The following is a 15,341-nucleotide window of genomic DNA, read 5'->3' on the forward strand; positions in this document are numbered from 1 at the left end:
TACGAATTAACGCTCCGCAATTGGAACGTATTTCGCGTTCGACGGTCCCGTGTATTCAGCACGAGGACGGATGATCCGGTTGTTCTCGTACTGTTCAAGGATATGTGCCGTCCAGCCGGACAAGCGGCTGATCGCGAAGATCGGCGTGAACAGATCGCGCGCGATACCCAGCGTAGTATATACCGATGCCGAGTAAAAGTCTACGTTTGGCTTCAAACCTTTTTGGCCGGTCACGAGTTCTTCGATCTTCGTGGACATCTCGTACAACTCCAGGTTGCCCTTTTGTTTGCCGAGCTCACGGGACATCTTCATCAGATGTTTCGCGCGAGGGTCGCCGTTCTTGTACACACGGTGGCCAAAGCCCATGATTTTGTCTTTGTTGTTCAGCTTAGCTGTAATGTATGGCTCTACATTAGCGAGCGAGCCGATTTCTTCGAGCATAACCATAACCGCTTCGTTGGCGCCGCCATGCAGCGGGCCTTTCAGCGTGCCGATTGCGGAAGTAACGCCGGAATAAATGTCCGACAGCGTTGCTACCGTAACGCGGGCAGAGAACGTCGATGCGTTCAGCTCATGGTCAGCGTGCAGCACGAGCGCTTGATCAAGCGACTTAACTGCTACATCGCTAGGCTCTTCACCGCTTAGCATGTATAGGAAGTTGTGAGCAACCGATACGCCTTGCTTAGGTGCAATCGGGTCCTGCCCTTTACGGATGCGGGAGAACGCTGCTATTACCGTCGGCAGCTGCGCTTGCAGCTTGATCGCTTTGCGAACGTTCGCTTCGTAAGCCATGTCGTTCGCTTCGGCGTCATAGAGCGCCAGACTCGATACAGCAGTGCGGAGCGCTGCCATCGAGTTGCTGTCCTTAGGGTACAGCTTCATTTGCTCAATAATTTCCGATGGAATTGCAGCATACTCGCCCAGTTGACGATTAAGGTCGTCCAGTTCCGATTGCGTCGGAAGCTTACCGAACCATAGCAAGTAGGCAACCTCTTCGAAGGAAGCATTTTCCGCCAATTCATCGATATTGATTCCGCGGTACGTGAGTACGCCGTCGATGATCGAGCTAATGGAAGATGTCGTAGCGACAATTCCTTCCAAACCTTTGGTTGCTGTCATGTGTTATCTCTCCTTTGGTTGCGGAATTATACAATGAAAAAAGGCTCTCGTCTCATTTTCAACATTATTTATCATACCGTATTTTTGACGTTGAAGTGAACAAAACAGCCCAAATCCACAAATAGAATTCCTTTATCGACATCATAAAGTATTTTTAACCATGCCAAAAAAAGCTCTATGTAACGGCATAAATGGTTATTAATCATGCGTCCGAAATGGTAAAATGTCGTTACAGTCCGCATACCGTTATGCGAGGCATTCCACTCGTTTCCGGAGGAACGTTATGACGATAGAACAACGGATCGGTATCATCGACATTGGCTCCAATTCCATTCGGCTAGCCGTATATGAACGAACGGCCAGCGGCGCTCACCGCGTAATTGACGGGAGCAAGCGTCCTGCAAGACTCAGCGGAGCCATCGATGAGCAAGGACGGTTAATGCCGGACAAAATCGACGAGCTAGTCGACATCATGAACCATTATCGGCTCATCTGCACCCACCACCGGACAGGACATATTCGTACCGTCGCTACGGCTGCGATCCGCAACGCAATCAACCGCGATGAAATTGTGGACCGCCTCCAAGAGGAAACCGGAATGACGATCGAGGTGATCTCCGGCGAAGAAGAAGCCCGCTTCGGCTTTCTTGGCATGATCAACTCGCTTGACGTCCGGGACGGCTTCCTGATCGATATTGGCGGGGGCAGCACGGAAATATCCCTGTTTCGCGACCGCACGCTTGTACAAAGCGTATCGTTCCCATTCGGCTGCGTAAATATGTCGCGATCCTTCCTGACGGAGGACGGCACATTGCCGGACACTACCTTACAAACGCTAGAAGAAACGGTTCATGCAGCGCTTGAGCGCGAACCTTGGCTGCAATGGTCGCCGGGTCTTCCGCTTGTCGGCGTCGGCGGTACGGTCCGTGCACTGGGCAAGCTCGATCAGGCGATAAGCAAATACAGCTTCCCGCTCAATCACAATTACAACATCTCCGCAGCGCGTACGGACGATCTGTTCGAGCAGTTGCGGTTCGTTCCGACGGAGAAGCGGAACAAAATGCCCGGCTTGTCCAAAGACCGTGCTGACGTCTTCATTACCGGTCTAGCCATCCTGCGGGTCGTGTACCGCAAGCTGCAATCGACCCACTATCTTGTATGCGGTGCCGGTCTTCGTGACGGCTTGTTCTTCGATACGCGCTTCTCGGCTAAGCCAAGACTCGATGATGTGCTCGGGTACAGCGTCCGCAACCTGTGCGCTTTGCACCCGGAAGCGCCGCCTATTCACGTCGTACAAGTGAACCGGATCGCCATGCAGCTGTTCGAAGCGTTAAACCGCCAGACGGAATTGCCCGAACGCGCCGCGCTGTGGCTCGATGCAGCTTCTACTTTGTTCCGTATCGGCGCATCCATCGACTACTACCAGTATTCGAAGCATACGTACTATTTGATCATCAACTCGCATCTGAACGGGCTGTCCCACCGGGAGATCGTCATTATCGCGGCCATCGCTTCCTTCAAAGGGAAGAGCAAGCTTCGCCAGCAGCTTGCTGAATTCCGCGATCTGCTGAGCGAGAGCGACATCGAGACCGCAGCGCTGCTAGGCATGCTGCTGCAGCTGTCCATCGCGCTTGACCGAAGCGAGACGCAATCGATCGGCCGCTTGGCTGTAACGGCAGAGAACGGGATTCTGAAGCTGAGCGCCGTAACGAGCAGCGGCCCGCTCGATATCGAACGGGCCGAAGTGGACGAGCTGTCCAAAGATTTCCGTAAAGCGTGGAAGTTACTTCCTGTGCTGGAGATGCCTTACCATAACGGTTAGCGCCTCCGCTTGCGTTTAGTGATTATGCGAATGTGATTTCCATTTCGAAATATACTTCGCCTCGAACTGGCTCCTCATAGGGGCCAGTTCGTTCGTTACGCGCTCATAGATGCCGGTCGAGAGCAGCTCATAAGCTTTCACGTTATCGTCCAAATTCATGTACAAAATATTTTTGATGGAGCTGCGAAGCCGTTCATCGAAGACCGGGCACATCAGTTCGATCCTCCGGTTCAAATTGCGGGTCATCCAATCCGCGCTCGACAGGTACACTTCCTCTTGCCCCCCGTTCTCGAACAGCATCAGCCTGGAATGCTCCAGGAACCGGTCGACGACGCTAATGACGCGAATGTTCTCGCTTCTGCCCAGCACGCCAGGTCTCAGACAGCATACGCCCCGAACGATAAGATCGATCTTCACGCCCGCTTGTGAGGCCTCGTACAGTTTATCGATCACTTCCTGATTGGAGAGCGAATTCATCTTCGCGATAATACGCGCCGGCCTTCCTGCGATCGCATGTTCTTTCTCCCGGTCAATCAACGCGAATAGCTTATCCTTGAGCGACGTCGGAGCAACGCCGAATGCACGCCATTCATACGGGGCCGAATACCCTGTCATTTCATTGAACAGAGCCGAAGCGTCTTCTCCGATGACGGGATGGGACGTGAACAAGCCGATATCGGTGTACAGCTTCGCCGTATTATCGTTGTAATTGCCTGTGCCGACGTGGACATACCGTCTTAAAGCATCCATCTCCCGCCGCACGACCAGCATGATCTTCGCGTGTGTCTTCAGACCGATAAGTCCGTAGACGACATGACACCCCGACTTCTCCAGCTGTCTAGCCCATGCGATGTTGCGCTCCTCATCGAAGCGCGCCTTCAGCTCGACGACGACCGTCACTTGCTTGCCGGATTCCGCCGCCTTGACGAGTGCCTGAACAAGCTCCGATTGTCCGCTGACGCGGTACAACGTCATTTTGATCGCGAGCACCTCAGGGTCGTACGCCGCTTGAACGAGGAAGTCCGTGACAGCCTCGAACGACTCGTACGGATGATAGACAAGTACGTCGCGTTCGCGAATGACTTCGAACATATCGTCCGATTCGTTAAATTCCCGCGGGTAAGCTGGCTCCAGCCGTTCATACCGCAAATTGTCGTAGCCCGGCAGCGATCCGGCGAACCGCATTAAGAAGCTCAGATCAAGCGGTCCGTCAATTTCGATGACGTTATCGCCGATTTCGAGCTCATCCTTGAGCACAGACAACGCATATTCATGAATGCCTTTGTCCGCTTCAAGCCGGACGGTCATCCCCCAGCGCCTGCGCCTAATCTCTTTCTCGATCTCTTCCAACAAATCTTCTGCGCCTTCCTCGTTAAGCGCCAGATCCGCATTGCGCGTAATCCGGAACGGATGGACGGCGAACGGCGTATAACCCTTGAAGAGCGTATCGATATGGTTCTCGATCAAATCCTCGAGCAGAACAAACTCAGAACGCTTCGATCCGCCGCGCGTAGGCAATTGCACGTGGCGAGGCAGAATCGAAGGAACCTGCACGATTGCGAAGTAAGGCTCCTCATCCTCCGGTTCATCGTCCTTGCGAAGCAGTACGGACAAATACAGCTCTTTCGTATGTACGAGCGGGAACGGACGGCTCTGATCGACTGCCATTGGCGTGAGTACCGGGAAGACAATATCGTGAAAATACTGCTCCATCGCCGCGTACTGCGCCTGGTTCAATTCCTCGATCGAGCGGAAGACTATGCCTTCCTTCGCCATGCAGCGAAGCAGGTCGCGGTACGAGCGGTACTGCTCCGTCACCATTTGGGACGTTCGTTTAATTAATCGTTTCCACAGACCAGACGGCGAATAGCCGGTAAAATCCATTTTGGTATAGCCGGCCTTTATCTGGCTCTGGGTACCCGCAACGCGCACGCTCATAAATTCATCTAAATTGCTGGATACAATCGCCAGAAATTTCGCGCGCTCCAGCAACGGGGTTGTCGGATCTTGTGCTTCGCGCAGGACGCGCCGGTTAAACTCGATCCAGCTCAAATCACGATTGACGTAGTAGGACATAGACATCTGCTTGTTCATCGGTCGCGTGCCTCCAATCTTACCTTCATTATGCCAGTCGAATATTCGTCTAGCATTAACAATTTGTAAAGGGAATGTTAAAACAATTTGTCATATTTTCTCAAACCGATTCACGTTAAGACAAGCCTCCGCTCGTCGTCTTGGTAAATCGTTTTGATTCATGATAAAATTTCCGGTAACGGCCTCAATCCAACTTACTACATAAGATTAACTATTCGACTACGTGGAGGTGCGAATTATTGAATCGTCATATTTGGATGCGCGTATGGCGCGGCGCTTTTGTCTTCGTCATGCTGATCGTGCTCGCGCTGGCAGTCGTCTACGTTACGCCGCTCGTGTACCCGTTCCTGATCGGATGGATTATCGCCTATGCGGTTAATCCGATCGTCAATTACCTTCAGAATAAAGGAAAATTTCCACGATGGCTTGCCGTTACGGTCACCTTATTCGTCTTCGTTACCGCGGCGCTAACCGTAGTATCGGCCCTCATTACAAAGATCGTATCCGAAATCATCCACTTATCGCAATCCATTAACGGAACGATTGAGTGGTGGCGCAACGAATTCGATAAGTTTATTAAGACGCCGGAAATGCAGGACCTCATTAACAAAATCAGCACCTTCTACAATGAAAACCCGAAATACCAGGAGCCAATCGACGCCAAAATCGCTGATACGGCCAATCTGCTCGCCCAAGCGAGCTCGGATATTGTGACGTACTTCTTCAACGGGTTGACTGCCCTTCTGATTTCTCTGCCTAATATGCTGACCATTATGGTCGTGGTCCTTCTTGCTTCCTTCTTCATCGGCAAAGATTGGCACAAACATTCGAAGCTGATCAGCGGATGGATTCCGCAAGGGCTTCGGAAGTCGATCTCCACCGTATGGACCGATTTGCAAAAAGCGCTGTTCGGTTATGTACGCTCCCAGTTCATTATGATCTCAATAACGGCGGTCGTCGTCATTATCGGCCTCTTCCTCATCGGGGTCGATTACGCGATTACAATTGGCTTGCTCATCGGCTTAGTCGACCTATTGCCTTACTTAGGCGTAGGCGCCGTCATGGTCCCATGGATCGCTTACTCATTCATCTACGGCGACATGCAGCTAGGCATCGGCTTATCGATTCTATACGGCGTCATTCTTGTCACCAGACAAATGATCGAGCCGAAAGTGCTCGCAAGCAGCGTCGGTCTTGACCCGCTGCCGACGCTCATCGCCATGTTCGTTGGCTTAAAGCTGTTCGGTGTGCTCGGACTTATCATCGGTCCCGTATCGCTCGTCATTTTGTTCGCTATCATCAGGGCCAACGTTTTCCGCGACTTATACTATTTTATCATGCGGGGCGTGAAGTAGTCCTGACATCAGGTTACATAAATAGCGGCTCTTCAAGCAGATTTATCGGCTTGGGAGCTGCTTTTGTTTCGAGGGGAAGAAAAAACTCCGAACCCGCTTATTCAAGCGGGTTCGGAGTTCTTGTTTAGGTCAACCCTGCACAGAACTGGTCTTTATTTCATAGATTTTTTGGAGCGTATGGAGATACTTCACCTTCTTGTCATCGTCCTCTGTGTGAAGATAATACTCCATGAATCTGTACCCGAACTTGAGCAGGATCAGCTCGTAGACGCAATGCTCAGCGACTGGCGGTGCATCCGCATACTCCGAGAAGCCTTTGTAATAGGCTGGGACACATCGCTGATAGTATTCGACCATGTGATCGATATCCGCTTCATCCGCAATCAGGCTTGCGATATCCTCGCCCAGGTAGCCCCAGCCGCTCATATCCCAGTCGATGATCGCGAATTTTCCGTCAGTGTAGATCAGGTTGGTCACCCAGAAGTCCCGGTGGCATAACACGACGGGCAACTTTTCGATGCGGGCGAGGATCTCGTCCGCGTGCTCATCGATATCAATCAGCATCTGCCGCACATGCTTCGGGAATGCGCAGTCCTTCGAGCGGATATAATCGTAGACGACTGGCCAAGACCGGTAATGCAGATACGTATTCTTCATGAGATCCGCATCACTTAGGTTGATCAGGCTCTGCAACTCGGCGGGCTGTTCCGCATACAGCTTGCCTTGATAGCGTCCTAACTCCAACGCGGCTTGTTCATACATGTCGCCGGTCAAGTCTAATCCGGATACGCCGTCGATATATTCCAGCCATAGCTGGAATTCATCTTCTTCGGTATTCATCTCGAAGTGGTAACACGTCGGCCAGCGAAGGGCATCCGAGAACGTTGCCCCCAGATCAGATGCGTACAGATCATACTCCCGACGCCATGATTCCGGATCGCCGTAGCGTGCAAATTGTTGCTGGATTTTCAGCACGATACGGTACGGCAATTTTTGGCCATCCGCAGTTTCTGCGTTGCCTGTTACCAGGCCCACATTACCCACCGTTCCGCCCTGCAACGGCACAGTTTGGCACTCCGCGGAGAGAATAGTCGTTTTGAACTTTTGGCTTAAGACAAAGATCAGCGTTTCGTGTTTAATATTCATTTTTTCCAGCCTCCATTTTTCTTCGTCTGCCTGCTCCACATGGCGGCTGTTTTGTTTCGAGCCCTCTTGTCGATAAGGTAGCTCGTTTTATCCTGGACATACTTGTTCTCATGCCGCTGGGCAACATAATGCTCCCACCGTTCATGCGGCAATGAACCGTCGGCAAGCGCGGCGAGAACGGCACAGCCCGGCTCGGCGTGATGGCGGCAATCCGTAAACCGGCATTGCCTGAACCATTCCTCCACATCGGTAAAGCCTGCTCGAATGCCTTCGTCGGCATCAAAAAGCCCGAGTTCACGCATACCCGGCGTATCGATAACCATCGCACCGGAGGGGAGCATGAACAACTGACGGTGCGTTGTCGTATGCCGCCCTCGGCTGTCAACCTCCCGGATCTCCTGAACCTTCATTACGTCGTGTTCCATCAAAGCATTGAGCAGAGACGATTTACCGACGCCGGACATACCGAGAAACACGACTGTTTTGCCAGGCATCAAGTAGGGATCGAGTTCGTTCAGCCCCTGGCCGGTGTGGCTGCAGATCGCGTGAACCGGCACATCAGGGATGCTGAGTGTGACTTCCGTAAGCGGGAGATTATAATCTTCAACGAGATCAGCCTTGGTCAGAATAACGATTGGCTGGCCGCCGCTCTGTCTGGCTTGTGTCAGGTACCGCATAATGCGGATAACATTGAAATCCCAATTAAGAGAAGAAAGGATAAACACATAGTCAAAGTTGGTTGCAACGACCTGTTCCAGCACGGTTTTGGCATAGCCTGCGGCATGACCCGAGTAATCTGCACGTGAGAATTTGGATCGGCGGGGCAATACGGTATCAATAAGAGAATCTCCGCTCTCGTTGTAGTGCAACAGCACAAAATCACCGACGCACGGAAAGTCTACGCGCATTTCGACATTGTGATAGAATGCGCCTTTGAGCACCGCCGTTACTTCGCCCCGCTCCGTCATGACCGTGAAGCGCTCGCGCCGAAGCTCCGTCACCCTGCCGGGCAATAATCCGCCTTGAATTTCTTCTATTTCTGTGTAGCCATAGGTTTTTAAATCCATCATATTTTTTTGAGTTAGCTCCTTTAAAGTTGTTTTTTTGGACGCAAAAATGCCACGGACAAGCAGCCTCAAGAAGAAGCTGCTGTCGCGTGGCATCAGGACGCACAAAAAGATACGACCTTCATCGTATCTGCAAACAGCAATATTCACGAAAGGTTACTTTGGATGGCATACCAAATAATACGGGCGTTTCCCCGCTTTTTCTTCACGTATGCCTGCTATTCAGTTTTAAGAACAAACCACCATATAAGTAGTTGCCATTAAAAACATCTCCCTTCGTGTCAGGAACTTGCTTATCGCTAATATCGATAAACTATTTATAAAATAGCCTGTATTGTCAAAAAAATCAATACCTTACAACACATATTATGTCGGCTCCAACTGCGTCAACGCTTGTCGGACTAACGAAAAGGGATAACAACTGGCTTCATAAAGTGAAAATCCCTGCACGATGTGCAGGGATCAGCTATAAAACCTATTTCCAGTGAATTCTAAACATGCCGTTGCCGCTGCCGTTGCCGCTCCCACCGCCGCCGCGCATTTTGCGCTCGATAAATTGCAGCATAACTCGCCGGTAGAGCGGACGTGTGAATGGAATCAGCAGCGTCAACCCTACGATATCGGACAGGAAGCCCGGAATCATCAACAAGATGCCGCCCAGCAGGATACAGAGACCGTCCAGCATCGCATGGCCAGGCGGCTGTCCCAGTCGGATCTGATTCTGTACCTCCATCCAAGCTTTGCGTCCTTCCATACGGGCTAAATAGAAGCCTCCGACGCCTCCTGCCAACAGGAGCAGGAACGCCGTACCGCCGCCAAGCCAATCTCCAACCTGCACGATGAGCCACAGCTCGATTAGCGGAATAATGATCAGGAGCGCCAACATCCAATTACGTCGATTGCGCATCATGTCTCTCTCCTATCCGAGTCCGATATGAACGGATTATTTCTGCACTTGTACCGGCATTCTCGCTTGCAGCCACGCATATAGCTCCGGCATAGCCCGCTCCAGCCTCGTCGGCTTGAACGAACGATTCACCCACATATGGCGCGTCCCGCCTGACGCCAGCAACTCGCAGCCCGCGAGCTCGCCCTCGTTAAGCAGGCCGCCTCCAGCCGACAGATGAGCTTCCGTACCAAGGCGCGCATGCGATTCGAATGCCACCCGTGCCGGAGACACGTCCGCAATTCGTGTGCATATTAGTACTACGTCGTCGTAACGCGCAGGCTTCACATATCGGCAATCAACATCGATAACAGGCAGCATTAGCCCCGCCGCTTCGATATTCCGATAAGGGAAGCCGGCATGCCGAATCATCTCCGTGCGTCCGATTTCGAACCAGGTCAAATAATTGCCATAGAAAACGACGCTCATCTGATCCGTTTCTTCATAACGAACCCGCAGCGGAAACACATGCCAAGAGGTAGTTGCCGTCATTCTTATTCACCCGCCTATGCCGAATATAGAAATATAGAACAAGAGCGACGGTACCGTTACCGTCGCTCGAAGAAGCTGCTTATTGCTTATAGAAGTTACAGTACTTTGGATTGTCCTGTATAGATGACGCCTGTCTCGCCGTACAGCGTCACTTCCATTCCATCCTTCAGCAGCGAGGTTGCGTTGTCGATGCCGAGAACGACCGGGATGCTCATGTTCAGACCGACGATCGCCGCATGGCTCGTAATGCCGCCTTGCTCCGTTACGATCGCAGCCGCTTTCTGGATAGCCGGCATAAAGTCTTTGTCCGTGGATACCGTGACCAGAATCGAGCCTTCCGTCGTCTTCGCTACTGCTTCCGCTGCCGTGCGTGCTACGACGATACGGCCTTTAGCCGATTGCGTGCCGATGCCTTGTCCCTTCGCAACGAGTTCGCCGATGTGGTGGATCTTGATCAGGTTCGTCGTGCCTGCGCGGCCAACCGGTACGCCTGCTGTAATGACGACCGTGTCGCCGAGTCCAACGATACCCGTCGAGATTGCGCCGGATACAGCCGTCTCGAACATTTCGTCCGTCGTGTCCGCTTCCTTGCCGAAAGCAGGAATGACACCCCATACTAGCGCCAGACGGCGCATTACGGATTCGTTAGGCGTAACTGCGATAATCGGCGACTTCGGACGGTATTTAGACACCATGCGTGCCGTATAACCGCTCTCCGTCGACGTTACGATTGCACCTGCTTGCAGATCGAGCGCGGAGTTCGCAACCGCTTGGCTGATTGCTTCCGTAACCGACGTCTGCTGTGCGTTCGCTTGCTTGATGAACAACTCACGGTATTCGAGAGCTGCTTCCGCACGTACCGCGATACGGGACATCGTCTCTACCGATTCAACCGGGTACTTGCCGGCAGCCGTCTCACCGGACAGCATGATTGCGCTCGTACCGTCGAAGATCGCGTTCGCGACGTCGCTCGCTTCAGCGCGGGTAGGACGCGGGTTGCGCTGCATCGAATCCAGCATCTGTGTTGCCGTAATAACTGGCTTGCCTACACGGTTGCACTTTTGGATCATCAGCTTCTGAACGAGAGGCACTTCTTCTGCCGGAATCTCTACACCGAGGTCGCCGCGCGCAACCATCAGGCCGTCGGACACTTCCAGAATCGCATCCAGATTGTCGACACCTTGCTGGTTCTCGATCTTCGAGATGATTTGGATATGGCTCGCGTTATGCTTCTCCAGCAGTTCACGGATTTCGAGTACGTCGCTTGCTTTGCGCACGAACGAAGCAGCAATGAAATCGATGCCCTGCTCAATGCCGAACACGATATCCGCAGCGTCCTTCTCCGTAATGCCTGGCAGCGAGATATGTACGCCTGGCACGTTAACGCCTTTCTTGCTCTTAATCTGACCGCTGTTCACGATGCGGCAATGAATTTCCGTTCCTTCAACACGCTCGACCGTCAGGCCGATCAGACCGTCGTCGATCAGAACCGTCGAACCTTCCGAGATGTCGTTCGGCAAGTTCTTGTACGTTACCGGAATTCGATTGATGTCGCCGAGAATCTCTTCCGTCGTCAACGTAATTGCATTGCCTGCTTCGAGCTCGATCGGCTCTTCCTTCAGCTTGCCGAGACGGATCTCAGGACCTTTCGTATCGAGCAGAATCGCAACCGTCTTGCCCAGCTCCTGGCGAGCTTGCTTCAGGTTCTTGATCCGGTTGCCGTGCTCTTCAAAATCACCGTGCGAGAAGTTGAGACGAGCGACGTTCATACCCGCTTCGATCAGCTTCTTCGTATTTTCGAGCGATTCGCTCGATGGTCCGATCGTACAGACGATCTTCGTTTTGCGCATCATTCTTATTCATTCCTCCGTTTGGTAACGTACCCATATAACATCCATTAACTACCCGGCTCTATAGGCGTTCCGCCGCCATTCGAGCGGCTTGTACATCCTATTGGCCTTCATTGCGTTATACTTTAGCAGATTCCGTCAAATGATCGGCAGCGTTATCGAATGCCGGCTGAACCGGTTCAAGAATAGCCGGCTCCTCGGAGGAAGAGACAGCTTTCGCTGCTTCTTGGTCCTCGTAAAATGCGCCGATCTTCCGGAATTTGTTGTAACGGTCCTCGATCAGTTGCTCCGAAGTTAACTCCGTCAGCTCTTTCAAATGACGAACGAGCGCCTCCTTGATGGATGCAGCCTGTTCCGTCAAATCACGGTGTGCGCCGCCTTGCGGCTCCGGCACGATCTCTTCGATAATGCCGAACGCGAGCAAATCTTTGGCCGTGATCTTCATCGCTTCCGCCGCCTCGTCCGCTCTCGACGCATCCTTCCACAGAATGGAGGCTGCGCCGTTAGGCGAGATTGCCGAATAGATCGCATTCTCCAGCATGAGCACGCGGTTGCCTACGCCAAGCGCCAGCGCGCCGCCGCTTCCGCCTTCCCCGATGACCACGCATACGATCGGCACGCCAAAAGCAGCCATCTCCCGCAGATTGCGAGCGATCGCTTCCGATTGTCCGCGCTCCTCAGCAGTATTGCCAGGATAAGCGCCTTTCGTATCAATAAATGTCACGATCGGACGATTAAATTTGGCTGCTTGCTGCATAAAGCGAAGCGCCTTACGGAATCCTTCCGGATGCGGACTGCCGAAGAAACGGGCGATATTGTCGCGCGTATCCTTACCCCGTTGATGGCCAACGACCGTCACTGGAACGCCGCTCAGCTTGGCAATGCCGCCAACGATCGCGAGATCGTCAGCGAACAGCCGGTCGCCGTGCAGCTCCATGAAATCGGTAAAAATAGCTTGAATATAGTCAAGCGAAGTCGGACGTTGATGATGCCGTGCAAGATGCATCTTCTGAGCGGCCGACAGCTCGCTGTACATTTCTTCCTCCAACTGTTTGCAGCGGAGCTCCAGACGCGCGATTTCTTCGGAAAAGTCGATGCCTTTGTCATGGCTCAACTGTCTCAGCTCTTCGACCTTCTTGCGCATATCAACGAGCGGTTTCTCGAATGGAAGCTCATTCGCCATCGGACCAATCCCCCTTTACGGTATGAAGTTCCAGCAGCCTCGTCAGCGTCGATCTCATATCTTTACGATGGACGACCTTGTCCAACTGGCCGTGCTGAAGGTTAAATTCCGCCGTTTGGAAATTGTCAGGCAGCTTCTGGCGGATCGTCTGTTCGATAACGATACGTCCCGCGAAGCCGATCAATGCGCCAGGCTCGGCCAAATTGATGTCGCCAAGACTTGCAAAGCTCGCCGATACGCCGCCTGTCGTAGGATCGGTGAAGACGGAGATAAATAAGCCGCCGTTGCCCTGGAATTTCGCCAGCGCTGCGCTCGTCTTCGCCATCTGCATCAAGCTAAGAATACTTTCTTGCATACGGGCGCCGCCCGATGTCGAGAAAATAATGATCGGGAGCTTCCTCTTATCCGCCTGCTCGATCGCACGCGTAATCTTCTCCCCTACAACGGAACCCATGCTGCCCGTGAAGAAATCAAAGCTCATAACAGCGACAACAACAGGAACGCCGCCAATGGCGCCTTCTCCCGTTACGACCGCTTCCGTCAGGCCAGACTTCTCCTTCTGCTTGGCGAGCTTACTCTTGTAGTCCGGGAATCCAAGCGGATCGACCGACTCCAGATTAGCGTCGAATTCAAGCAAACGTCCGTCATCAAGCGTCATTCCGATCCGTTCCCATGCGGTCAGACGGAAGTGATGCCCGCATGACGGACATACTTTAAAGTTTTTCTCTAGCTCCTTAGTAAAGGCGATGTTGCCGCACTTGGAGCATTTGTTCATTAAGCCTTCCGGAAGATCCTTCTTAGGCCTCTCTTGCAAAGGAGCAGGCACGGAAGGAACCGTGGCATATTTCTTCTTATGGAATAAGTCCTTAAACACGAATGACACCTCTCACGGCGCAGTTATTAGGCCGAAATCACGGATGGAGTATAGAGTTAAGCACTTCTTGCACTTCTTCCAACTCACCGGACGGGACCAGAATTTCGTATTGCTGTTTCGAAAGGTTAATCGGCCGCACCTGCACAAGAAACCCTTCTTCGGTCAGCCTAGTCTTAATGCTCTCTGCAATCTTGGTCGTTGGTGCAATATAGATGACCGTCCACATAAAAGGTACCCCCTAAAAAACATCGGTCTCCAGGCCCTATAATGAATTAATGATAGCATATCTACTCTTCGGGCCGCAACCAAAGCGGTCGTCCATCGACGTTTCCAGGGGGTATCTTTCAAATTAGTCCCCTTGAGGCAAATCGTACTTCGCCGCTTTCGGATCCTGGTGTGCGATCCGCGCCGATGCAGCAGCGGCAAGTCCGGCAACCAAATCGTCAAGGAATACGTGGATACGCTCGCCTTTTAAGTTCAACTGACGAATAATACCAGGCTTCACTTTATCAAGATAGCCGAAGCTCGTCAATCCAATCATGCCATAAACATTTGTAATGCCTAGCGCCAGCGTCTCGTCGACGCCATACAGCGATTCATCCGTCTCCATAATCGCCTGAAGCGGTTCGGGGAGCAAACGCCTCTCCGCCAGCTCGTCAAGCGCGATGCCAGTGTACAGCACATACTGCACTTCCCGCTTCACCAAGACGGCTCGTACGCTTTCCTCGCACTGCGCCATCGTCAGATCGGCATTGTACGGCCGTTGCAGCGAGTATACGATTTCCGCTACGTCGCCGACCGACACGCCCCGCTTCAGCAGCCATGCCTCAATCCCGCTAGTCAATTGTCATCCCTCCGTAGCCGGACGCAGCGTACATGCTAAGATGCCGCCGACAGTCGCTTTATTGCGGCTTCGCACCGCTTCGGCGGACAAGTCCCCCGGATGGGAGAAAAGCCCGGTGTCTCCTAATGTATGCAAGCGGGCGGGCAGATGTGCATAAAAAATAGGACGTGCGGCGCTGCATGCGCGGACGCCCGTCCTATTGCAATTTATTATTTTACGGCGATCGAGCCCTTGCCGAGCAGCTCCTCGACAGCGCCGAACAGATCCGGCGACGGCTTCACATTATACTGCTCGCTGAGCGCGAGCATCCGCTGATCCCGCTCATAGAAGAGCACCGTCGGCAGCGGCCCGTGATGGGCCACGAGCAACTGCTTCAGCTTCTCGAGAGCGGCCGGCTGCTCCATCCCGGCCGCGATCTTCACATACACCCGCTGCACACGTCTTGCAGCGGGCGGGTTCCCCTGCGGCTGCGCAGCCGCAGGGGGCCGCTCGCCTGCGGGCTTCGCCCCCGCAGGCGATGGCGCCGCTTCGCGGCGCTGTCCGGCAGCC

At 53.0% G+C, this 15,341-nt stretch carries 14 protein-coding genes; 2 read left to right on the plus strand and 12 right to left on the minus strand.

The window, feature by feature from the left end; translation table 11 throughout:
* Positions 1–6: 6 nt before the first annotated feature.
* On the minus strand, positions 7–1,119 hold the full coding sequence (gene citZ, locus PKO01S_RS03035; RefSeq protein WP_127529814.1) for a citrate synthase: 1,113 nt from the start codon (positions 1,117–1,119) through the stop codon (positions 7–9).
* A gap of 283 nt (positions 1,120–1,402) precedes the next feature.
* Here citZ and PKO01S_RS03040 point away from each other — a divergent pair, with 283 nt between their 5' ends.
* Entirely contained in the window at positions 1,403–2,941 is a 1,539-nt protein-coding gene (locus tag PKO01S_RS03040) for a Ppx/GppA phosphatase family protein (RefSeq protein ID WP_127529815.1), read from the plus strand.
* 15 nt (positions 2,942–2,956) lie between these two features.
* On the opposite strand, the gene ppk1 is transcribed toward PKO01S_RS03040, so the two are convergent.
* Complete coding sequence (gene ppk1, locus PKO01S_RS03045; RefSeq protein ID WP_127529816.1) at positions 2,957–5,035, minus strand: polyphosphate kinase 1; 2,079 nt, start codon at positions 5,033–5,035, stop codon at positions 2,957–2,959.
* A 239-nt stretch (positions 5,036–5,274) separates the two neighbouring features.
* Here ppk1 and ytvI point away from each other — a divergent pair, with 239 nt between their 5' ends.
* A complete protein-coding gene (gene ytvI, locus PKO01S_RS03050; RefSeq protein WP_127529817.1) occupies positions 5,275–6,390 on the plus strand; it encodes a sporulation integral membrane protein YtvI in 1,116 nt (371 codons plus the stop codon).
* A gap of 129 nt (positions 6,391–6,519) precedes the next feature.
* Here the strand turns inward: ytvI and PKO01S_RS03055 are convergent, their stop codons facing one another.
* The 10 genes from PKO01S_RS03055 to PKO01S_RS28650 form a co-directional block, all read right to left on the minus strand.
* Positions 6,520–7,536, minus strand: a complete 1,017-nt coding sequence (locus PKO01S_RS03055; protein WP_127529818.1) for an aminoglycoside phosphotransferase family protein — start codon at positions 7,534–7,536, stop codon at positions 6,520–6,522.
* Complete coding sequence (gene rsgA, locus PKO01S_RS03060; RefSeq protein ID WP_127529819.1) at positions 7,533–8,606, minus strand: ribosome small subunit-dependent GTPase A; 1,074 nt, start codon at positions 8,604–8,606, stop codon at positions 7,533–7,535. Before rsgA ends, PKO01S_RS03055 begins: the two co-directional genes overlap by 4 nt.
* Positions 8,607–9,078: 472 nt before the next feature.
* The gene (locus PKO01S_RS03065; protein ID WP_246070420.1) at positions 9,079–9,513 is read right to left on the minus strand and encodes an FxsA family protein; all 435 of its coding nucleotides are present in this window, start codon (positions 9,511–9,513) and stop codon (positions 9,079–9,081) included.
* A gap of 33 nt (positions 9,514–9,546) precedes the next feature.
* A complete protein-coding gene (locus PKO01S_RS03070; protein WP_127529820.1) occupies positions 9,547–10,041 on the minus strand; it encodes an acyl-CoA thioesterase in 495 nt (164 codons plus the stop codon).
* Positions 10,042–10,136: 95 nt separating this feature from the next.
* Complete coding sequence (gene pyk, locus PKO01S_RS03075; protein ID WP_127529840.1) at positions 10,137–11,891, minus strand: pyruvate kinase; 1,755 nt, start codon at positions 11,889–11,891, stop codon at positions 10,137–10,139.
* Between the two features lie 118 nt (positions 11,892–12,009).
* The gene (locus PKO01S_RS03080; RefSeq protein WP_127529821.1) at positions 12,010–13,074 is read right to left on the minus strand and encodes an acetyl-CoA carboxylase carboxyltransferase subunit alpha; all 1,065 of its coding nucleotides are present in this window, start codon (positions 13,072–13,074) and stop codon (positions 12,010–12,012) included.
* A complete protein-coding gene (gene accD, locus PKO01S_RS03085) occupies positions 13,064–13,948 on the minus strand; it encodes an acetyl-CoA carboxylase, carboxyltransferase subunit beta (RefSeq protein WP_127529822.1) in 885 nt (294 codons plus the stop codon). The genes PKO01S_RS03080 and accD overlap by 11 nt, the downstream gene beginning before the upstream one ends.
* A 37-nt stretch (positions 13,949–13,985) precedes the next feature.
* On the minus strand, positions 13,986–14,174 hold the full coding sequence (locus tag PKO01S_RS03090; protein WP_127529823.1) for a glutamate decarboxylase: 189 nt from the start codon (positions 14,172–14,174) through the stop codon (positions 13,986–13,988).
* Between the two features lie 123 nt (positions 14,175–14,297).
* Positions 14,298–14,792, minus strand: coding sequence for a phosphatidylglycerophosphatase A family protein (locus PKO01S_RS03095; protein WP_127529824.1), 495 nt, complete (start codon positions 14,790–14,792; stop codon positions 14,298–14,300).
* A gap of 209 nt (positions 14,793–15,001) precedes the next feature.
* Positions 15,002–15,341, minus strand: a 340-nt coding sequence (locus PKO01S_RS28650; protein WP_164779453.1) for a hypothetical protein, incomplete at its 5' end; no start/stop codon positions are given.

Origin of the sequence: Paenibacillus kobensis NBRC 15729 (assembly GCF_004000825.1) — a bacterium.
Lineage (GTDB): Bacteria > Bacillota > Bacilli > Paenibacillales > Paenibacillaceae > Paenibacillus_T > Paenibacillus_T kobensis.

Coding starts and splice junctions, on each gene's coding strand:
- ppk1 (WP_127529816.1), bottom strand. CDS start 5,035: ATGAACAAGCAGATGTCTATGTCCTACTACGTCAATCGTGATTTGAGC.
- PKO01S_RS03070 (WP_127529820.1), bottom strand. CDS start 10,041: ATGACGGCAACTACCTCTTGGCATGTGTTTCCGCTGCGGGTTCGTTAT.
- PKO01S_RS03055 (WP_127529818.1), bottom strand. CDS start 7,536: ATGAATATTAAACACGAAACGCTGATCTTTGTCTTAAGCCAAAAGTTC.
- PKO01S_RS03065 (WP_246070420.1), bottom strand. CDS start 9,513: ATGATGCGCAATCGACGTAATTGGATGTTGGCGCTCCTGATCATTATT.
- PKO01S_RS03040 (WP_127529815.1), top strand. CDS start 1,403: ATGACGATAGAACAACGGATCGGTATCATCGACATTGGCTCCAATTCC.
- pyk (WP_127529840.1), bottom strand. CDS start 11,891: ATGCGCAAAACGAAGATCGTCTGTACGATCGGACCATCGAGCGAATCG.
- citZ (WP_127529814.1), bottom strand. CDS start 1,119: ATGACAGCAACCAAAGGTTTGGAAGGAATTGTCGCTACGACATCTTCC.
- PKO01S_RS03080 (WP_127529821.1), bottom strand. CDS start 13,074: ATGGCGAATGAGCTTCCATTCGAGAAACCGCTCGTTGATATGCGCAAG.
- rsgA (WP_127529819.1), bottom strand. CDS start 8,606: ATGATGGATTTAAAAACCTATGGCTACACAGAAATAGAAGAAATTCAA.
- PKO01S_RS03090 (WP_127529823.1), bottom strand. CDS start 14,174: ATGTGGACGGTCATCTATATTGCACCAACGACCAAGATTGCAGAGAGC.